This is a genomic window from Synechococcus sp. OH2 (assembly GCF_047462155.1).
GTDB lineage: Bacteria > Cyanobacteriota > Cyanobacteriia > Thermostichales > Thermostichaceae > Thermostichus.
The window spans coordinates 33,883-52,142 of sequence record NZ_JANSIR010000010.1; the positions used below are offsets into that span (position 1 = coordinate 33,883).

General features: G+C 59.6%; 16 protein-coding genes and 1 pseudogene. 12 read left to right on the top strand and 5 right to left on the bottom strand.

Translation table 11 applies throughout. The annotated features are described in order from the left end of the window. Positions 1–375 (bottom strand): annotated as a pseudogene (locus NW835_RS00910) (RNA-guided endonuclease TnpB family protein); the annotation flags it as partial. Positions 376–613: 238 nt separating this feature from the next. Here NW835_RS00910 and NW835_RS00915 point away from each other — a divergent pair. Next, positions 614–1,702 carry a metallophosphoesterase family protein gene (locus NW835_RS00915; protein ID WP_414414276.1) on the top strand — a complete coding sequence of 363 codons (1,089 nt, stop codon included), beginning with the start codon at positions 614–616 and terminating at the stop codon, positions 1,700–1,702. Between the two features lie 76 nt (positions 1,703–1,778). Here NW835_RS00915 and NW835_RS00920 read toward each other — a convergent pair whose 3' ends face one another. Further along, entirely contained in the window at positions 1,779–2,690 is a 912-nt protein-coding gene (locus NW835_RS00920) for a cation diffusion facilitator family transporter (RefSeq protein ID WP_414414277.1), read from the bottom strand. A 145-nt stretch (positions 2,691–2,835) separates the two neighbouring features. Between NW835_RS00920 and NW835_RS00925 the strand changes: the two genes are divergently transcribed. The 3 genes from NW835_RS00925 (at position 2,836) to NW835_RS00935 (ending at position 6,217) form a co-directional block, all read left to right on the top strand. Continuing rightward, on the top strand, positions 2,836–4,254 hold the full coding sequence (locus NW835_RS00925) for a UDP-glucose dehydrogenase family protein (RefSeq protein WP_414414278.1): 1,419 nt from the start codon (positions 2,836–2,838) through the stop codon (positions 4,252–4,254). Further along, entirely contained in the window at positions 4,251–5,198 is a 948-nt protein-coding gene (locus tag NW835_RS00930) for a UDP-glucuronic acid decarboxylase family protein (protein ID WP_414414279.1), read from the top strand. Before NW835_RS00925 ends, NW835_RS00930 begins: the two co-directional genes overlap by 4 nt. A 122-nt stretch (positions 5,199–5,320) precedes the next feature. Continuing rightward, on the top strand, positions 5,321–6,217 hold the full coding sequence (locus tag NW835_RS00935) for a diguanylate cyclase (RefSeq protein ID WP_414414280.1): 897 nt from the start codon (positions 5,321–5,323) through the stop codon (positions 6,215–6,217). A gap of 3 nt (positions 6,218–6,220) precedes the next feature. On the opposite strand, the gene gcvH is transcribed toward NW835_RS00935, so the two are convergent. Then, on the bottom strand, positions 6,221–6,610 hold the full coding sequence (gene gcvH, locus NW835_RS00940) for a glycine cleavage system protein GcvH (protein ID WP_414363951.1): 390 nt from the start codon (positions 6,608–6,610) through the stop codon (positions 6,221–6,223). A gap of 96 nt (positions 6,611–6,706) precedes the next feature. Further along, entirely contained in the window at positions 6,707–7,612 is a 906-nt protein-coding gene (locus NW835_RS00945) for an alpha/beta fold hydrolase (RefSeq protein ID WP_414414281.1), read from the bottom strand. Positions 7,613–7,748: 136 nt separating this feature from the next. On the opposite strand from NW835_RS00945, the gene NW835_RS00950 reads away from it, so the two are divergent. Both NW835_RS00950 and NW835_RS00955 read left to right on the top strand, forming a co-directional pair. Beyond that, the gene (locus tag NW835_RS00950) at positions 7,749–8,681 is read left to right on the top strand and encodes an NAD(P)H-dependent glycerol-3-phosphate dehydrogenase (RefSeq protein ID WP_414386102.1); all 933 of its coding nucleotides are present in this window, start codon (positions 7,749–7,751) and stop codon (positions 8,679–8,681) included. 331 nt (positions 8,682–9,012) lie between these two features. Further along, positions 9,013–9,378: a response regulator gene (locus NW835_RS00955; RefSeq protein ID WP_414372269.1), complete on the top strand. Its 366-nt coding sequence runs from the start codon at positions 9,013–9,015 to the stop codon at positions 9,376–9,378. A 75-nt stretch (positions 9,379–9,453) separates the two neighbouring features. Here NW835_RS00955 and NW835_RS00960 read toward each other — a convergent pair whose 3' ends face one another. Next, complete coding sequence (locus NW835_RS00960) at positions 9,454–10,506, bottom strand: VOC family protein (protein WP_414386101.1); 1,053 nt, start codon at positions 10,504–10,506, stop codon at positions 9,454–9,456. 397 nt (positions 10,507–10,903) lie between these two features. Between NW835_RS00960 and pflB the strand changes: the two genes are divergently transcribed. The 6 genes from pflB to NW835_RS00990 form a co-directional block, all read left to right on the top strand. Beyond that, the gene (gene pflB, locus NW835_RS00965; RefSeq protein WP_414414282.1) at positions 10,904–13,210 is read left to right on the top strand and encodes a formate C-acetyltransferase; all 2,307 of its coding nucleotides are present in this window, start codon (positions 10,904–10,906) and stop codon (positions 13,208–13,210) included. Between the two features lie 81 nt (positions 13,211–13,291). Beyond that, a complete protein-coding gene (locus NW835_RS00970) occupies positions 13,292–13,669 on the top strand; it encodes a pentapeptide repeat-containing protein (RefSeq protein ID WP_414372267.1) in 378 nt (125 codons plus the stop codon). Between the two features lie 143 nt (positions 13,670–13,812). Further along, complete coding sequence (gene pflA, locus NW835_RS00975) at positions 13,813–14,565, top strand: pyruvate formate-lyase-activating protein (protein WP_414414283.1); 753 nt, start codon at positions 13,813–13,815, stop codon at positions 14,563–14,565. Positions 14,566–14,753: 188 nt separating this feature from the next. After that, a complete protein-coding gene (locus tag NW835_RS00980) occupies positions 14,754–15,164 on the top strand; it encodes an OsmC family protein (protein WP_414372263.1) in 411 nt (136 codons plus the stop codon). A gap of 93 nt (positions 15,165–15,257) precedes the next feature. Further along, positions 15,258–17,888: a bifunctional acetaldehyde-CoA/alcohol dehydrogenase gene (adhE, locus tag NW835_RS00985; RefSeq protein WP_414414284.1), complete on the top strand. Its 2,631-nt coding sequence runs from the start codon at positions 15,258–15,260 to the stop codon at positions 17,886–17,888. A gap of 55 nt (positions 17,889–17,943) precedes the next feature. Beyond that, on the top strand, positions 17,944–18,260 hold a 317-nt coding region (locus NW835_RS00990), incomplete at its 3' end, for a CoA-binding protein (RefSeq protein ID WP_414414285.1).

The following is an 18,260-nucleotide window of genomic DNA, read 5'->3' on the forward strand; positions in this document are numbered from 1 at the left end:
CTTCTCGCGGAAAGAGAAGATGCGGGCATCGTAGGTAACAAAGCCAGACTTGAACGCTTTGACTGGACGGTTTTTCTGTTGGGCACTCTTACGTGCAGCGGCTAGCCTTCTGCATACCTGTTGTGCCACTCGCGCTAGCGGGACGGAGTCCTTATTGCTGGATAGCCCAAAGTGGGTACGAATTGCACGGTAGCAGAGAGATTGGAGCTTGACGGCGTTGACCACCTTCTCTGGCGTGTTTTGGTTGACCCAGTAAGGCCTCCGGCCCGCTGGCGCGAGGAGTGCTTGTGCAAAAGCGGACAAGGTTGCCTCTAGCTTCACAGCTTGCGAAGCAGATACCTTGAGCTTGCAAGAGATAGTCAGGACTTGGGCCATGTCACAGTTATTCGTCGTCCGCATTCCTCCCGACCCTGACCGGCCCCCCTCCCCCCGTATACGGGGGTACAGGGCGGGGCTCCTGCGGTTTCTAGCTGAAAGGCGCCAGCTCCCCTGAAATTACGCAAAATCTTAACACAGCTTTAGGGGTTGGCCCCCCATCCCAAGGAGAAGCCTGTGAAGAGGGTGTGAAGGGCTTGGCTATCATAGCTGTAGACGGCCAGAGGCGGGATGACCTGTGCAAATTCGCTTTGCTGTGATCAGCGATCCCCACATCACTGTTCCTTCCACCCTTTGGGATCATCCCAACCGGTTTCATTTGGTGGAGGTGAGCATCCCGGCTCTGGAGCAGGTTTTGCAACACCTGGTGCAGTTGCCCTTGGATTTTTTGCTGCTGCCGGGGGATCTGACCCAGCATGGAGAGCCAGAAAACCACGCCTGGTTGGCGGAGCGTCTGGCCCGTTTACCTTTCCCAGCTTTTGTGGTGCCCGGCAATCACGATGTGCCCCAGCTTGAGGCATTGCCAGAGTTTCCCCGCTACTACCAAGCTTTTGGCTATGAGGACGGGCGGTCTTTGGATTACAGCCGCCTGTTGCAGCCAGGGATCCGTTTGATCGGCCTCAATTCCAACCACTTTGATGCTCAGGGCCAGTTGGTGGGGTGTCTAACTTCGGAACAACTGACCTGGCTGGAAAAGGAATTGGCAGCAGCCGAAGAGGAGCTGGTGCTGCTGATGGTGCACCACAACGTGGTCGAGCATCTGCGCGGGCAGTCCCTCCACCCCTGGGGCCGTCGCTACATGCTGGAGAATGCCTCTCAATTGCGGCGGCTGCTGCAAGCTTACGGGGTGCAACTGGTGTTCACCGGACATTTGCACATTCAGCACATCGCCCGGCGAGGGGGGGTTTACGACATTACCACCGGCTCTTTGGTCAGTTTTCCCCATCCCTACCGCCTTGTCGAGATCCGACTGGATCGCGAGACCGGGATCCATGTCCACATCCAAAGCTACCGGGTGGGATCCCTGCCCGGTTGGCCCGATTTGCAGGCGTTCTCGCGGGAGTGGATGGGTCAGCGCAGCGAACCGGTGGTGGTTAAGTTTTTAACCTCTGCGCCGCTGCATTTGCCCCTGGAGCAGGCCCAAGCCTTGGCCCCACAATTGCGCCACTTTTGGGCAGGGGTAGCTGCCGGGGATCCAGACCTCGCTTTTCCAGACTTCCCACAGCCGGCAGGTCGATTCCTGGAGCGATTTAGCCGTTGTTTTCGCTGCCCACCCGATAATCAGGCGCAGCTCCATTTGCTGCCTCGGGGTTTTTCTATTTCTTAGGAACCAGGGCAAAGAATGGCCTTTGCAGGATTTGGCAGTTGGCGAAGCGATACCGTTTGTTCTTTCGGAAACATTCCTAGGGTTGGGATCCCTCAATGTGGGAGTAGGGCTCTATGTGGATGGTGACCCGCACCGGCCCGTAGCGCTCCTGCAGCAGTTGCTCCACCGCTTCGGTGATGCGGTGGGCCGACTCCACGTCCAGCGGCTCCACCACCATGTGCATTTCGATAAAGATCATCTGCCCTGGGATGCCGCGGGAGGCAATGTCGTGGCAGTCGAGGATGCCGGGCAGGCTGAGAACCAACTCCCGCAAGGTCTTAGGCGGAATAGCCACCCGGTCGGTGAGGAAAGGGATATTCTCTTGTAACACTTCCCAGCCGCTCCAGAACACCAGCAGCCCCACAGGCACCGCCAGCACCTGATCCAGCCAGGGGATCCCCCAGTAGTGGATCCCGGCCAGTCCCAGCAGCACCGTCAGGGTTACCCAAACATCGCTGAGGGTATGGCGGGGATCGGCCAAGAGCAGCGAGCTGGACAAAGCCTTGCCCCAGGAACGTTCATAGAAGGCCACGAAGAGGTTGATCCCCAGCACCCCCACCATCAGGGTTAGGGCCAGTCCATCGACCTGCAGCGGCGGCTGGGGCTCGAAAAACCGTCCCACCGCTGTGCTGAGGATCTCAAAGCTGGCCATCCCCAGAAAAGCGGCGATCCCCATGGCACCGATGGCCTCAAACTTGCTGTGGCCGTAGGGGTGCTCCTCATCCGGCTCTGGCGAGGAAAAGCGGGCCGCCAGCAGGGCAAGAATGTTGCTGGCGCTATCGGCGGAGCTGTGCAGGGCATCGGCCACCAAGCTCAGGGATCCGGTCGCCAGGCCCAAACCCAGCTTGACCAAAAACACCAAAAGATTGAGCCCCAGGGTAACATAGAGCACCCTCTGTACCTGGTGCTGACGGCGAGCGGCTATGGCAGCAGAATCGGGGAAACTCACCGCTCAAAGGCTCAGAAGAAAACCGGTTCTGCTTTATTTTGCCACCGGCTTGGGTTCAAGGCTGTCTTTCCTCCCCTTGAGGATAGGGGATCCCGGTCGGCGGGGTATTTTAGAACCAAGCATCGACGCGAGGGGGAAGCGGGCTATGGACGTGGCGGTTGTGGGAGCTGGCTATGTGGGGTTGGTAACCGGCGCCTGTCTGGCTCACCTGGGCCATAGCGTTATCTGTGTAGACAACAACCCCGTCAAAATCGAAAACTTGCAGCGGGGCCACCTGCCCATCTACGAGCCTGGGCTGGAAGAGCTGGTGCGGGGAGGCACCGAGGCCGGCCGGCTGCACTTTATCACCGACCTGGGCCTGGCGGTGAAAGCCAGCGAGGTCATTTTTATTGCCGTGGGCACCCCAGCTTTGCCCAGCGGCGAGCCGGATCTGCGCTACGTGGAGGCCGTGGCGCGGGAGATCGGCCAGCACCTGGACGACCGCTACCGGGTTATTGTCAACAAGTCTACCGTCCCCATTGGTTCCGGCGACTGGGTGCGTATGCTCATCCTCGACGGCGCCGCCGAGGCTGTCCAGCAACGTCTAAGCAGCCAACAGATGGCCCTGGCTGGAGGGGATCCCACCCCCTCCTGCCTGGCCACCCTGGACAAGTCTCCCTGTGTGCCGCCCTTCGACGTGGTCAGCAACCCCGAGTTTTTGCGGGAGGGCAGCGCCATCCAGGATACCTTCTACCCAGACCGCATCGTGATTGGCTCCAACAGCCCCCGCGCCATCGAGATCCTGCGGCAGCTTTACGAGCCCATCCTCAGCCGCCAACAGGGCTTGGGCGGGGATCCCGTGCCCTTGCTGGTCACCGACCTGGCCTCCGCCGAGATGATCAAGTATGCCGCCAACGCCTTCTTGGCCACCAAGATTAGCTTCATCAACGAGATCGCCAACATCTGCGAGCGCACCGGCGCCGACATCACCCAAGTGGCCGAAGGGATCGGCCTCGATAAGCGCATTGGCCGCGCCTTCCTCAACGCCGGTATAGGCTGGGGAGGGAGCTGCTTCCCCAAGGATCTGTCAGCTCTCATTCAAACAGCTGCTGACTACGGCTATGAGGCCAAGCTGTTGCGGGCTACTGTCGAGGTCAACCGCGAGCAGCGGCAGCGCCTGGTGGAAAAGCTGCAGCAGGCCCTCAAGGTGCTTAAGGGCAAAACCATTGGCCTTTTGGGCCTCACCTTTAAGCCCCACACCGATGACCTGCGGGATGCGCCCTCTCTGACGTTGATCGAGCAGCTCCACCGCCTGGGAGCCAAGGTGAAGGCGTATGATCCCATTGTCTCGGCTTCGGGGATGCGGGAGGGCCTGGCCCACGTGATAGTGGAAACGGATGTGTTTCGCCTGGCCCAGGATTGCGATGCCCTGGTGCTGGTGACGGAGTGGCCAGAGTTTTTGTCGCTGGATTACCGGCGCCTTGCCGAGCTGATGCGGCGGCCTTTGCTGATTGATGGCCGCAATTGCTTAGATCGGCAGGCCGTTCAACAGGCGGGCATCACCTTAATTGGAGTGGGCTGGTGAAGATTCTGGTAACGGGTGGTCTGGGATTTATTGGCTCCCATCTGGTCAGCCGCCTTCTGCAGGAGGGCCACGCAGTTATCTGCCTCGACAACGGCTACACGGGGCGGGAGGAGAACGTGCAAGCCCACCGCGACAACCCCGCCTTTACCTTGCTGTGGCACGATGTGGCCGAGCCGCTACCACCGGAGCTGGAAAAAGCTGGGATCGAGCAAATCTACCACCTGGCCTGCCCCGCCTCGCCGCCCCACTACCAGGCGGATCCCATCCGCACCATCCGCACCGGTGTCTGGGGCACCTACCACCTGCTGGAGCTGGCTCAAAAAACCGGGGCCCGCTTCCTCCTGGCTTCCACCTCGGAGGTGTACGGGGATCCCCAGGTGCACCCCCAGCCAGAGGACTACTGGGGCCATGTCAACCCCATCGGCCCGCGGGCCTGCTACGACGAGTCCAAGCGCCTGGCCGAAACCCTGACCTTTGATTGGCAGCGGCAATACCAGACGGAGATCCGCGTTGCCCGCATCTTCAACACCTATGGCCCGGCCATGCGGGAAGACGATGGCCGCGTGGTCAGCAACTTCATCGTCCAGGCCCTGCGCGGGGATCCCCTCACCGTCTATGGAGATGGATCCCAGACCCGCAGCTTCTGCTACATCGCTGACCTCATCGAGGGCTTGGTGCGCCTAATGAACAGTGCCCACCCCGGCCCCTTAAACCTGGGCAACCCGCAGGAGTTCACCATCCTAGAGTTGGCCCAGCAGGTCTTGGCCCTCACTGGCAGCTCTTCTCCCATTGTCCACCGCCCCCTGCCAACCGACGATCCCAAGCAGCGCCGGCCCGACATTAGCAAAGCCCGTGCCCTGCTGGGCTGGGAGCCGCAGATCCCTTTGTCCGTCGGCTTGGAGCTAACCATCCCCTACTTCCGCCGCCGCCTGGGGCTGGCGTAGGAGAATGCCCCCTGGAGTTCCCAGGCCACTTCTAGAGGTGAGTAGAGGGCCTCAAGGTTGTTACATACTACGATACAAATACGGAGAAGGGATGTTAGCCTAAGCAGGGGATCCCTAGGGCCATGGACACTTCTCCTCTATCTCCGGAAGAGCCGACCACCCTCATGCCCTTAGAAAGCTGCGGGCTGGAAGCAGAGAGGGAACCGGTGGGCGCTTTTTTGACGGTGCTCCAGGGATCTGACAGGGGCAGGACTTTCCGCCTAGGGGAGACAGTAGTAGTGGGGCGCAGCCCCCAAGCCGACGTTCAGCTTTCTGACTACACCATCTCTCGGCAGCACTGCCAGCTGGGGAAGGAAGGGGAAAGCTATCTCCTCACGGATCTAGGCAGCCTCAACGGCACCTATGTCAACGGGGAACGGGTAACTTGCCGGGTTCTGGCGGATAGGGATCGCATCCAGGTGGGCAATAGCCTCCTACAGTTTGCCTACTATGACCGGCTGGAGGAGGCTTTCTTTTCCCAGATGGCCGCCGCTGCCCTCTACGACCCACTCACCAGCCTCCACAACCGTCGTTTTTTCCTAGAACACCTCGAGCGGGAAATCCCCTTTGCCCTGCGCCATCGCCTTCCCCTCCACTTGCTCTACCTGGATCTAGACAACTTCAAGCTCATCAACGATCGCTGGGGGCACTTGGCCGGGGATCAAGCCCTGATCCAGGTGGCCCAACAACTGCAGGCTCAAGTTCGCCGCGAGGACTTGCTGGCCCGCCTAGGGGGCGATGAATTTGCCCTCTTGGTGCGCGGGATCCCGGACTCTCAGATCCTGCAGTTGGCCAGGCGCCTACAGCAGGCCATCGAATCCCTTCCCCTGCAGGGGGGAATTCACCTCACCTGTAGCATTGGTGTCGCCTCTTTGCTCCGGCTTCCAGCAGAAACCTCTGCACCCAGCTTCCTAGAGGCAGCCGACCAGGCCCTCTACCAGGCCAAAACGCAGGGGGGCAACCGGGAGGTGTTGCTGTAGGGTTCAGGATCCCTCCACCAAGCTGGCATAGGCCTCGGCGCTCATCGTGTCGTCGAGATCCTCCGGGTTGGTCATGCGCACCTTGATCAGCCAGCCATCCCCATAGGGATCGTCGGCAATGCTCTCCGGGCTGTCCACCACTGCTTTGTTCACCGCCACCACTTCCCCCGAAACAGGGGCATAGAGATCCTCCACGGCCTTAACGGATTCCACCGAACCAAAGCTCTCGCCCTTTTCAATCTCTGTTCCTTCCTCCGGCAGGCCGACGAAAACGATGTCGCCAAGCTGATCGACGGCATAAGCCGTGATCCCAATCACCGCAAGGTCATCCTCAACGCGGATGTACTCGTGGGTGTCCACATAGCGCAGATGGGGTGGATACTCCAGGGCCATGCCGTTTCCCCCGCTAGAATTCAGTGGATTATTCTAGGGTGAACCCCTGAAGCTGGTAAAGCTCTCCCAAGGGGATCCCCTAGGCTTGACACCTAACTAGAGGAACTCCATCAGCAGCCGATTCACGGTTTGCGGCGCCTCCTGCTGTGCCCAGTGGCCGCACTCGGGGATGTATTCTTTGCGAATGCCGTTGGGGAAAAAGGGATCCATTCCCTCGGTCAGCTCGCGGCTGAGGGCAAAGTCTTCCTCTCCCCAAATGAGTAGGGTGGGGGCGAGGATCTGCCGCAGAGGCTGTAAAAACAGGTTCTGCAGAGTGGGCAGGCTAAACAGGTGGCGGTAGTAGTTAAGGGCAGAGGTGAGCACCTTGGGTTTGGCGAGAGCCTCTTGGTAGATCTTCAGGTCATGTCGGGTGAAGGCACTCTTGCGCACCGAGGTTTCTTGGAAGATGCGCTGCACCCAATCGCCCAAGTTCCACTGGAGCACCCACTCCGGCAGCCAAGGCAACTGAAAAAAGAACAGGTACCAACTGCGACGCATCTGATCTAGGTTGGTCAAGAACCCCCGCCGAAAGCAAGCCGGGTGAGGGGAATTGAGAACGGCCAGCTTGCGGATCTCGTCGGGGAAAAATTGCGCCCAGTGCCAGGCAATGGCTCCTCCCCAGTCGTGGGCCACCACTACCGCCCTCTTAGCCCCAAAGTGATCCAGGAGGCCGCGGACGTCCGCCGTGAGGGTATCTAGGTCGTAGCCGTGATCCGGCTTATCAGAGTCATTGTAGCCGCGTAGATCGGGGGCCACGACGCGAAACCGCTGCGCCAACACTGGGATCTGGTGCCGCCAGGAATACCAAAACTCCGGGAAACCATGCAACAAGATCGCCAGCTCCCCTTCCCCCTGGGTGACGTAGTGCAGTTGAATACCATTGGTCAGGGCATAGCCGTGCTGCCAGCTCCCCATCTTAGCGGCTACTTCAGAGGGAAGGCGTCGGATCCCTGCTTCTGTCATGTCGTCTGCTCTCAGGCCGAACCCATGATTTGGTATCCACCCATACTAACCTTTGTCGCTCTCTTGCTAGCGGGGAGTTTTCCGGAGGCGTCTGCAAAAGGCATCCTGGGAGAGAAGCGGCGGCTGCAAAGGTCGGATGAAAACTAACACAACATCCCCCCAGAAGATCGCCATTCTAGGGGCGGGAGCCTGGGGAAGTACGCTGGCTCTACTGGCCCAGGCCCAGGGGCACCGAGTGCAGCTTTGGGATCGGCGCAAGGATCTGGATCTCAAAGAGGTGCTCCAGGGATCCCAAATCCTTATCTCGGCAGTCTCCATGGCGGGGGTGCGCCCTGTGGTGGAAGCGGTGCGCCAGGTGGGGATCCCTCCCCAAGCGATTGTGGTCTCGGCCACCAAAGGGCTGGATCCGTTGCAGCTTCTGACCCCTGCCCAAATTTGGGGGGCCACTTTCCCAGAGCAGCCTCTGGTGGTGCTTTCGGGGCCCAACCTTGCGGCGGAAATCCGTCAGGGCTTGCCGGCAGCGGCGGTGGTGGCCAGCCGGCAGTCCTGGGCAGCTATGCAGGTACAGCATGCCCTGGCTTCGGAACGCTTTCGCCTCTACACCAGCAGCGATCCCTTGGGGGTGGAGCTGGGGGGCATCCTGAAAAATGTTATCGCCATCGCCGTGGGGGTGTGCGATGCACTGCAACTGGGCACCAATGCTCGGGCTGCCCTGGTCACCCGCGGCCTGGCAGAGATGATCCGGGTGGGATCCCACTTGGGGGCGCGGCCTGAGACCTTCAACGGCCTCTCAGGGCTAGGGGATCTGCTGGCCACCTGTCACAGTCCTTTGAGCCGCAACTACCGCGTAGGCTACGGCTTGGGTCAAGGCAGGCCTTTGTCCCAGGTTCTGGCCGAAATCGAGGGCACTGCCGAAGGGGTTTACACCGCCCCCGTCGTGGTCAAGATTGCCGCCCAGCATAACATCCGGGTGCCTATCACCCAGGAGGTGCATCTGTTGTTGCAAGGACAGACCACCCCCCCTGCTGCCCTAGCCAGGCTGATGGAGCGACAACTCACCTCGGAATAAGACCCTCACCCCCCGCTCCTCTCCCTGAGGGAGAGGGGGGCTAGAGGTAGACGTAGAGAAACGTTTCATTGCTATTTGAAGCTATTTGAAATGACCATAGCCGCAAATCCGCGGATGAGGAAAGGGGTTCTGCGCCGCATCAGGATTTTTGCAGAGGGTTGGGGTACCAGAATGAGCTATTTGGCGGAGTTTTTTTCCTCAGAGTTTTTCTATGCTGCCTCCATAGCTTCCCTGTTCGTTCCCGCATCAACTCGGCTCTCGATTGTTCCGGGAAGCCGACAGCCAGCCCCAGGAGTTGGGGGGTCTCTTGTTTGCTTGTTTGCGAAGCCACATGTCCAAACGCATCTTGGTGATTGAAGACGAACCCGCTATCCGCACCTATTTGCAGAAGGTGTTGCAACGAGCTGGGTACGACACTGTTGCGGCTAGCAACGGAGAGGAAGGATTACAGATGGTGCGCGCCCTCCTGCCGGATTTGGTGTTGTGCGATGTGGTCATGCCCAAGCTAAACGGCTACGGGGTGCTCGATGCCGTGAGATGGGATCAGTTCACTGCCCACATCCCCTTTGTCTTTCTCTCCTCGAAAACCAGCCGAGAAGACATGGAAGAAGGGCTGCGGCTCGGCTCTAATGCCTATCTAACCAAGCCCATCGACCAAAACCACCTGTTGAAAGCAATCGCTGCCCAACTGCTCTAAACTTTTAGCCATTTACCCGTGGGATAAGACTTCCAGGGAACCGAGAAAAGTTTTCCGGATCCCTGCCGGCTGTAGCTAGGGGATCAACGCCTGTTGTCGCTGCCGCTGTTGCCGCTCCAGGGCCTCGAACAGGGCTTGAAAATTGGCTTCGCCAAAGCCCGCGGCTCCGCCCACTCGCTGGATCACTTCGAAGAAAAAGGTGGGCCGGCCAAATAGAGGTTGGGTAAATGTTTGCAGCAGAAGGGGACGATCCTGGCCATCAGAGGCGGGCAGGGTGGCATCCAAAAGGATCTGCTGCTCCACCAGGTCTTGCCAGGAGATGGCCTGTCCAAGGGCGGAACGGAGCGCCAACCCCAACTCCCTTTCCAGGCTGGTGTAGTACTGCGGCGGCACCTGCAAAAAGTCCACTCCCCCCTGCCGCAACCGCCGCAGGCTGGCAACGATATCCGGGCTGTGCAGCGCCGCGTGCTGAATGCCCGGGCCACCATGGGCATCCAAAAACTCCTGAATCTGAGAAGCGGCGCAGGTGGGTTCGTTGATGGCCCATTGGATCCCGGCTTCTGGATCCCCTACCACCACGCTTTCCAGGCCAGAGGTGTCGGTGTGGATGCTGTAACGGTACAGATGCCGCCAGCCCAGCACCTGGCCATACCAGTCGGCTGCCGCCTGCAGGGATCCCTGCTCCACGTTCAACACCACGTGATCCCAATGGGAGAACAGGCCTGCTTCCGCAGGGGTGACGTTGGAGGGGCCGGGGACGAGAGAATGCCGGATCCCGTAGGGGGTGTGGAGGCAGAGCGCCGCTGCTGCCGGGATCCATTCCACTGGGGCGCCTCGCCCCCGCAACAGCTCCGCCAAGGCCGGTAGCTCCTGCTCCCCCACCGCCAAAGCCACATCCACCACCCCCGGCGAATGCTGCTGCAAATAGCGATCCACCTCGTCCCCCGCCCGTGCCGGCTGAGACAGGCGCACGCGCAGGGATCCCTGCCGCAGATCCAGGGTGTTGCCGGCCTCGCTTTCCAGTCGGAAGCCCCAAACCCGACAAAAGTGTTCCCGCCAACGGGGCAGATCCCAAAGGTAGAAGTGCAGGTGATGGATCCCTTGGACAATTCGAATGGACTGGTTCATAGAAAGCGCACGGCTAACGCGAACGCCAGCTGTTCTGGTGTTTTCCCGGCAACAGGTAACCGGGGCCGCCCTAACCCAGCATAGGCTGGCCCTTTGGCGAGGGAAAAGGTCAAAACCCTTTCCAGCAAACCCTTAAGACAACATTAAAAACACGCTTAAAAATGCGCCCACAAAAACATCTTCGCAGGGCAAAGGACTAAAATTGAAGTGGGCGAGGTGTATGGCCAACATCCAAAAAAAGAAACAGCAGAGTTGCTAAAAGCTCTCCCTCAAGTCAGTCACCAGGCCCTCTCTTTTGCAAAGATTGTTGTAGCTTTTGGCAGTTGCTGGGGCGCCGCCTTGCCCTATTGTCAGCCTATTGGCGGAGTTGTCAGGCGTCATAGTTGGGAGGATTGTTATGATAGCGAGCGCGCAGCGTTCTGTAGCTTTGTCTACAGAATCGAAGGCCGAAAAAAATACAGAACGCAAAGTATCTGATCAAGCAGTTGCGAGAGATTTTCTGCCGGGACGGTGGCAGCGCTGCATCGATGTCCGAGATTTTATTCAGCGCAATTACACTCCCTACACCGGGGATGAAAGCTTTTTGGCGCCGGCCACCGAGCGCACCCAACGGCTGTGGGCCAAGGTTAAGGATTTGATGGCGCTGGAGCGGGAGCGGGGGGTTTTGGATGCCGACACCGACCTTCCTTCCAGCATCACCAGCCACCCGCCGGGCTATATCGACCGGGAGCTGGAGCAAATTGTAGGTCTGCAGACAGACAAGCCCCTGAAGCGGGCCATCCTGCCCTTTGGCGGCATCCGCCTGGTAGAGACGGCCCTCAAGGCCTACGGCTACGAGCTGGATCCAAAGGTTAAGGAGATCTTTACCAAATACCGCAAGACCCACAATGACGGGGTCTTCGACGCCTACACGGAGGAGATGCGCCGCTGCCGCCGCTCTGGCATCATCACCGGCTTGCCGGACGCCTATGGGCGGGGCCGCATCATCGGTGATTACCGGCGGGTACCTCTCTACGGGGTGGATCGGCTGATTGAAGACAAGGAGGCGCAAAAAGCCAGCCTCGACCTGGACACGATGGATGAAGAGACCATCCGCCTACGGGAGGAGCTCTCAGAGCAGATCAAAGCCCTGCACGAGCTCAAGGAAATGGGGGCCAGCTACGGCTTTGACCTGGGCCGTCCGGCAGCCAACGCCCGCGAAGCCATCCAGTGGCTGTACCTAGCCTACCTGGCAGCGGTCAAAGAGCAAAACGGTGCCGCCATGTCCCTGGGGCGGGTCTCCACGTTCCTAGACATCTACATCGAGCGGGATCTGCTGGCCGGGATCCTCACCGAAGAAGAGGCCCAGGAGCTCATCGACCACTTTGTCATGAAGCTGCGCATGGTCAGGTTTTTGCGCACGCCAGAGTACAACGAGCTCTTCAGCGGCGATCCCACCTGGGTAACTGAGTGCATTGGCGGCATGGGGCTGGATGGGCGACCTCTGGTCACCAAGACCAGCTTCCGCATGCTGCACACCCTCTACAACCTTGGGCCGGCGCCGGAGCCCAACCTAACGGTGCTCTGGTCGGAGCGGCTGCCGGAAGCCTTCAAGCGCTACTGCGCCAAGGTCTCCATCGAAACCAGCTCCATCCAGTACGAAAACGACGACCTGATGCGCCCCTACTGGGGGGATGACTACGGCATCGCCTGCTGCGTATCGGCCATGCGCATTGGCAAGCAGATGCAGTTTTTTGGGGCGCGGGTAAACCTGGCCAAGTGCCTACTCTATGCCATCAATGGCGGTCGGGATGAGATCTCCGGTGAGCAGGTGGCCCCGGCCTACGCCCCCATCACCTCTGAGGTGTTGGAGTACGACGAGGTGTGGCCGCGCCTGGTGCAGATGATGGCCTGGCTGGCCAAGACCTACGTCAACACTATGAACATCATCCACTACATGCACGACAAGTACTGCTACGAGCGCCTGGAGATGGCCCTGCACGACCGCGACATCGTGCGCACGATGGCCTTTGGCCTGGCTGGCCTATCGGTGGTGGCGGATTCCCTCTCGGCCATCCAGTACGCGCGGGTGCGGGCAATCCGGGACGAGCGCGGCCTGGTGGTGGACTACGCGGTGGAGGGCGACTTCCCCAAATACGGCAACAACGACGACCGGGTTGACCAAATTGCGGTGCAATTGGTGCAGACCTTCATGGCGGAGCTGCGCAAGCACAAAACCTACCGCAACGCTATCCCCACCCAGTCCATTCTCACCATCACCTCCAACGTGGTCTACGGCAAGAAAACCGGCAACACCCCCGATGGGCGGCGGGCTGGCGAGCCCTTTGCGCCGGGGGCCAACCCCATGCACGGCCGCGACACCAAGGGAGCGGTGGCGTCGCTGGCTTCCGTGGCCAAGCTGCCCTACGACGACGCGCTGGATGGCATCTCCAACACCTTCTCCATCGTGCCGGCGGCCCTGGGTCGCACGGCTGAGGAGCGGGTTGCCAACCTGGTGGGGCTGCTGGACGGCTACATGCGGGATGGCGGCTTTCACCTCAACGTGAATGTCCTCAACCGCGAGACCCTGCTGCAGGCCATGGAGCACCCAGAGCTCTACCCGCAGCTCACCATCCGGGTTTCCGGCTACGCAGTGAACTTCATCAAGCTTACCCGCGAGCAGCAACTGGATGTGATTAACCGCACCTTCCATCAACACTTCTAAACGAGGGGGCGGGGGATCCCGGAAGGCTGCCCCTAGCCGGGTGAAAGCAAAGGATCCCCCCTCCCCAAGCAAGGAGGTTCAATGAGCTATAGCGTTGGGGATTTGGTTAGAGACTACGCAGCGGGACGGCGAGATTTCCAGGAGATCGAGCTGCCCCAGGCCGACCTACAAGGGATCCACCTAGCCGGTGCCGACCTGCGCTATGCCGATTTCAGCGGCGCCAACCTGGCAGGCGCCAACCTGCGGGGGTGCGATCTCAGCTTTGCCGATTTGAGCGGCGCCAACCTATCCAAAGCCGACCTGCGGGGATGTCTGCTTTTTGGCAGCAATTTCCGCGGTGCCCTCTTGGAGGGGGCTTTGCTGGATCACGCCGATTGCGATGCCTATACCCATTTCCCGGCGGGCTTTGATCCCAAAGCCCATCGCCTGCACAACCTCTCGGCGGAGGTCTCCCAGTAGGAGGTCTTTCCATTGGTTTTCAACCGTTAAGAAAAACACAGTCTGGGTAAAGTCCAAACCGTGATGTGCACAACATGGCCAGCAATTGGGAAGAAAACCTCAAGATTAATTGATATTTTGCAAAAGCCATTGAGGATAGAAGTATGGATACCCCGCTCAAGCCCTTGACGCCGATAACCGGCCGCATTCACTCGGTCGAGACCTGTGGCACGGTGGATGGGCCAGGGATCCGCTTTGTCATCTTCCTACAGGGCTGTCCTCTGCGCTGTCTGTACTGCCACAATCCCGACTGTCGGGATCCCAATGCCGGCCAGGTGGTGACGGTGGACTCCCTCATGGCGGAGATCCAGCGCTGCCGCAATTACTACCTCAAGGGTGGGGGAGTCACGGCCAGCGGGGGGGAACCGTTAATGCAACCCAACTTTGTGGCCGAGATTTTCCGCCGCTGCCACGAGCTGGACTTGCACACGGCGCTGGACACTTCCGGCTATGCGCCCTTGGGAGTGGCCAAGCCGGTTTTGGCCCATACGGATTTGGTGTTGCTCGATATCAAGTCCTATCTGCCGGAGCTCTATCGCAAAGTTACCGGCGTTTCGCTGCAGCCCACTCTCGATCTGGCTCGCTATTTGGATCAGATTCACAAGCCCACCTGGATTCGTTTTGTTCTCGTTCCTGGACTAACAGATCCTGAGGAAAACATCAAGGGCTTGGCTGAGTTTGTGGCCACTCTATCCAACGTGGAGCGGGTGGAGGTTTTGCCCTTTCACAAGATGGGGGAATACAAATGGCAGCAGTTGGGACTGCCCTACACCCTCAGCGATGTCCAGCCGCCCACCCCGGAACAGATCAACCACGCTTTGCAAATCTTTCGCGAGCGGGGATTGGTGGCGGTTTAATGGCTGCTAAGACTTAGTTTATTGCCGTAGCAACAGTAACAAAAACAGAGTCAATCCCCATTTGCATCAGCTTGATCCCAAAGTCATCTCTAAAATTCTTAGGCTGCCCCTAAAGTAGCGCTAGGTTGAACTTATAGGCTAGGAGCTGGCCAACTCTGGCAGATGGAAAAATAGAGGAGGGATCCCCAGTGGAAGTGCGCGTAACCTACCAAAATGGCGTTCAATTTCAAGCCGAAAGCCGCGGCCATCGCATCCTCAGCGATCAGCCCTTGGACAACCACGGCCAAGATCAGGGAATGACGCCGCCGGAGTGGTTTTTGGCCTCTTTGGGTGCCTGTGTTGGCTTTTATGCCGTCAAGTATCTGGAAGCGCGGCAGTTGGATCCTCGGGGGCTGGAAGTGGTTGTTACTGCAGATAAAGTTGAGCACCCCAGCCGCTTAGACAACATTTGCATTCGCGTTCAGACGGGGATCTCCCTCGACGAAAGGCAGCAAAAGGGCCTAGAAAAAGCTGTCGACGCTTGCATCATCCACAACACCCTCACCCATCCCCCAAAAATGACCACCGAGATCCAGGTTCCCGCACCTGTGGGCGCTTAGCCAGCCAGGGAGCCCAGGGAGTCTTGTAGCTCTAACTGTTACTCTTGCCTCAACTCTTAACCCGTATGGATGTGATTTTGGAGGGATCCACCTATGCCTGTTACCAATCTCGAGGAACTGGAAGCTTTAATCCAACAGGTGAAAGCTGCCCAGATTGAGTATGCCACCTTCACCCAGGAACAGGTGGATCGAATCTTTCACAAAGCTGCCCTGGCGGCCAACAACGAGCGGATCCCCTTGGCCAAGTTGGCCGTAGAGGAGACCGGCATGGGTATTGTGGAAGACAAGGTGATCAAAAATCACTTTGCCTCTGAATACATTTACAACAAGTACAAACACGAGAAAACCTGTGGCGTCATTGAGCGGGACGAGAGCTTTGGCTACGAGCGCATTGCCGAGCCGGTGGGGCTTTTGGCAGGCATTGTGCCGGTCACCAATCCCACTTCGACGACTATTTTCAAAGCCCTCATCACTCTGAAAACCCGCAACGCCATCATTTTTGCGCCTCACCCCCGCGCCAAACGATGCACCATTGCCGCGGCCAAGGTGGTCAAAGAGGCGGCTGAGGCGGCAGGCGCGCCTGTGGGCTTGATTGGCTGGATTGACGAGCCCACGATTGAGCTTTCTCAGGCTTTGATGCAGCATCCGGAGGTGAAATTGATCCTGGCCACCGGCGGCCCCGCCCTAGTCAAGGCGGCCTATTCCTCCGGCCACCCCTCGCTGGGCGTGGGGGCGGGCAACACGCCGGCGGTCATCGACGCCAGTGCCGACATTTCCATGGCCGTCAGTTCAATCTTACTCAGCAAAACTTTTGACAACGGCATGATCTGCGCCTCGGAACAGGCGGTGATTGTGGTGGAGGCCGTTTATGAGCAGGTGAAGGCGGAGTTTTGCCATCGAGGGGCCTACTTTTTGGATCCGGAACAAACGCAAGCGGTGCGCCGCATTCTCCTCAAGGATGGCCGTCTCAATCCAGCTATTGTCGGCCAATCGGTGCAGACCATTGCCGCTCTGGCCGGGATCCAGGTACCCGAAGGCACCAAGCTGCTGATTGGGGAAGTGGACAAGGTGGGGCCCGAAGAGCCGTTTTCCTACGAAAAATTGGCCCCTGTTTTGGCCTTCTACCGCGCCAAGGATTTCCACAGCGCCGTCGATGTTGCTGTCCAACTGGTCAATTTCGGTGGGCGGGGCCACACCTCTGTCTTGTATACCGATCCCGCCAACCAGGACGATATTGCCTACTTTGAGCATGCCCTCCAAACAGCACGGGTGCTGATCAACACCCCCTCTTCCCAGGGGGCGATTGGGGATCTCTACAACTTTAGGCTGGATCCCTCGTTAACTTTGGGCTGTGGCACGTGGGGGGGCAACTCGGTCTCCGACAATGTGGGGCCGCGCCACCTGCTCAACATTAAAACCGTGGCCTACCGGCGGGAAAAAATGCTCTGGTTCCGGGTGCCGCCCAAGATCTACTTCAAGCCGGGATGTCTACCGGTGGCGCTGCGGGAGTTGGCCGGCAAAAAACGGGCTTTTTTGGTGACCGATAAGCCCCTCTTCGAGCTGGGTGTGCTGCAGCCGGTTACCCAGGTTTTGGACGAGCTGCACGTGAACTGGGATGTCTACCACGATGTGGAGCCGGATCCCACCCTCAGCAACGTCAACCGCGGCCTGGAGCAGTTGCGCCAGTTTCAGCCGGATGTCATCATCGCCGTGGGCGGCGGATCCCCGATGGATGCGGCCAAGGTGATGTGGCTGATGTACGAGCAGCCCCAGGTGGAGTTTGAAGGCCTGGCAACGCGCTTTATGGACATCCGCAAGCGGGTCTACGAGCTGCCGCCGCTGGGGCAAAAAGCCCAACTGGTCTGCATCCCCACCACTTCCGGGACGGGATCCGAGGTAACGCCCTTTGCGGTGGTAACCGATGACCGGGTGGGGATCAAGTACCCCCTGGCCGACTACGCCCTCACCCCCAGCATGGCCATTGTCGATCCGGATCTCACCCTGAAGATGCCCAAGAAGCTGACGGCTTACGGCGGCATCGATGCCCTCACCCACGCCTTGGAAGCCTATGTCTCGGTGATGGCCAGCGAGTTTACCGACGGGCTGGCGCTGCAGGCAATTAAGCTGCTGATGACCTACCTGCCGCGGGCCTACGAGAAGGGAGCTGAGGATCCAGAAGCACGGGAAAAAGTCCACTACGCCGCCACCCTTGCCGGCATGGCCTTTGCCAACGCCTTTTTGGGGGTGTGCCACTCCTTGGCCCACAAGCTGGGATCCACCTTCCACCTGCCCCACGGCCTGGCCAATGCCCTGATGATTACCCACGTCATCCGCTACAACGCCACCGACGCCCCCTTCAAGCAGGCGATCTTTCCCCAGTACCGCTACCCCAACGCCAAGCACCGCTATGCCGAAATTGCCGATTACCTGCAGTTGGGGGGAGCCAATGATGATGAAAAGGTCATGCGCCTTATCGAGGCCATCGAGGAGCTGAAGCGGAAGCTGGGGATCCCGGCCAGCATTCGCGAGGCCCTCAGCGAGAGCGAGCAGGCCTTTTACGACCGTCTGGAAGCGATGGCGGAGCAGGCTTTTGATGACCAATGCACCGGCGCCAACCCCCGCTACCCCCTCATTCAGGATATGAAGGAGCTGTACGTCTTGGCCTATCGGGGCTGCCGGGTGGAGGCTGCCCTCTACCACCAGCCGGAGCCGGCTCTGGTTTAAGGTCGGCCTTCCTCCCCGCCAAAACGTACTTCTCCCTTCCCTCCTTGCAACGGCTATGGCTACGCTGCACCGCCCCGATCCCAGCCTGGACATCTGGAAGGCCAGATCCCACCCCTTAGATCCCATCTTTCTGCCCCGCTCGGTGGCAGTGGTGGGGGCAACAGAGCGCGAGGGCAGTGTGGGGCGCACGGTGCTCTGGAACCTCATCAGCCACCCCTTTGGCGGCACGGTCTACCCGGTCAACCCCAAGCGGCACCAGGTGTTGGGCATCCGGGCCTACGAGCGGCTCTCTGCTCTGCCGGAGCCAGTGGATCTGGCCATCATCGCCATCCCGGCAGCCGGGGTGCCGGCGGTTATCCAAGAATGCGTCGA

What these genes read in the sequence shown, in the direction of transcription:
- NW835_RS00960 (WP_414386101.1), bottom strand. Translation starts at nt 10,506, where the DNA reads ATGAACCAGTCCATTCGAATTGTCCAAGGGATCCATCACCTGCACTTC.
- NW835_RS00945 (WP_414414281.1), bottom strand. Translation starts at nt 7,612, where the DNA reads ATGACAGAAGCAGGGATCCGACGCCTTCCCTCTGAAGTAGCCGCTAAG.
- pflB (WP_414414282.1), top strand. Translation starts at nt 10,904, where the DNA reads ATGATAGCGAGCGCGCAGCGTTCTGTAGCTTTGTCTACAGAATCGAAG.
- gcvH (WP_414363951.1), bottom strand. Translation starts at nt 6,610, where the DNA reads ATGGCCCTGGAGTATCCACCCCATCTGCGCTATGTGGACACCCACGAG.
- adhE (WP_414414284.1), top strand. Translation starts at nt 15,258, where the DNA reads ATGCCTGTTACCAATCTCGAGGAACTGGAAGCTTTAATCCAACAGGTG.
- NW835_RS00955 (WP_414372269.1), top strand. Translation starts at nt 9,013, where the DNA reads ATGTCCAAACGCATCTTGGTGATTGAAGACGAACCCGCTATCCGCACC.
- NW835_RS00950 (WP_414386102.1), top strand. Translation starts at nt 7,749, where the DNA reads ATGAAAACTAACACAACATCCCCCCAGAAGATCGCCATTCTAGGGGCG.
- NW835_RS00925 (WP_414414278.1), top strand. Translation starts at nt 2,836, where the DNA reads ATGGACGTGGCGGTTGTGGGAGCTGGCTATGTGGGGTTGGTAACCGGC.
- NW835_RS00935 (WP_414414280.1), top strand. Translation starts at nt 5,321, where the DNA reads ATGGACACTTCTCCTCTATCTCCGGAAGAGCCGACCACCCTCATGCCC.
- pflA (WP_414414283.1), top strand. Translation starts at nt 13,813, where the DNA reads ATGGATACCCCGCTCAAGCCCTTGACGCCGATAACCGGCCGCATTCAC.
- NW835_RS00970 (WP_414372267.1), top strand. Translation starts at nt 13,292, where the DNA reads ATGAGCTATAGCGTTGGGGATTTGGTTAGAGACTACGCAGCGGGACGG.